The sequence below is a fragment of the Rahnella inusitata genome (genome assembly GCF_003263515.1).
GTDB lineage: Bacteria > Pseudomonadota > Gammaproteobacteria > Enterobacterales > Enterobacteriaceae > Rahnella > Rahnella inusitata.
This window is the reverse complement of sequence record NZ_JYDE01000060.1, coordinates 1-875: the sequence shown is the minus strand read 5'-3', so window position 1 is coordinate 875 and position 875 is coordinate 1. Positions and strand designations below refer to the sequence as shown.

1 protein-coding gene is annotated in these 875 nt (G+C 54.7%); it reads left to right on the top strand.

Annotated features, from left to right (window positions below):
* Nucleotides 1-21: 21 nt before the first annotated feature.
* A partial coding sequence (uxuA, locus tag TU92_RS22220; RefSeq protein WP_112169577.1) for a mannonate dehydratase occupies nucleotides 22-875 on the top strand: 854 nt, incomplete at its 3' end.

The window sequence follows — 875 nt, the reverse complement described above, 5'->3', positions numbered from 1 at the left end:
AAAAAAATTTAAGGAAAACAGATGGAACAGACATGGCGTTGGTACGGCCCGAAAGACCCGGTATCGCTAGATGATGTGCGTCAGGCTGGCGCAACCGGTGTGGTCACCGCCCTGCACCACATTCCAAACGGTGAAGTGTGGCCGGTTGAAGAAATCAAAAAGCGTCAGGCTGAACTTGCAGCCAAGGGGCTGACGTGGTCGGTGGTGGAAAGTATTCCGGTGCATGAAGAAATCAAAACCCGCAGCGGCAACGTTGAGCAACATATCGCCAACTATCAGCAATCTATCCGTAATCTGGCGTCCTGTGGCATCGATACCGTCTGCTACAACTTCATGCCGGTTCTTGACTGGACGCGCACCGATCTGGGTTATCTGCTGCCGGATGGCTCCCGCGCGCTGCGGTTTGATCACATCGCGTTTGCCGCTTTTGAATTACATCTTCTGCAACGCGAAGGCGCCAAAGCGGATTACAGCGCCGAGGAACAGAAGCTGGCCGCTGAGTATTTCGCGGCGATGACGCAGGAAGAGAAAAATACGCTGGTTGCTAACATCATTGCCGGTTTACCGGGTGCGGAAGAAGGCTATACGCTGGAGCAGTTCCGCGCACGTCTGGCGACCTATGACGGCATCGACAAGGCCAAACTGCGCGAAAACATGGCCCACTTCCTGCGCAGCATTGTGCCGGTTGCCGAGCAGTGCGGATTGAGTCTGGCGGTTCACCCGGATGATCCTCCCCGCCCTATTCTCGGCCTGCCGCGTATTGTTTCCACCATCGAAGACATGCAATGGCTGAAAGACACCGTTGACAGCATCCATAACGGTTTCTGCTTCTGCACCGGTTCTTACGGCGTGCGCGAAGATAATGATTTGGTGAA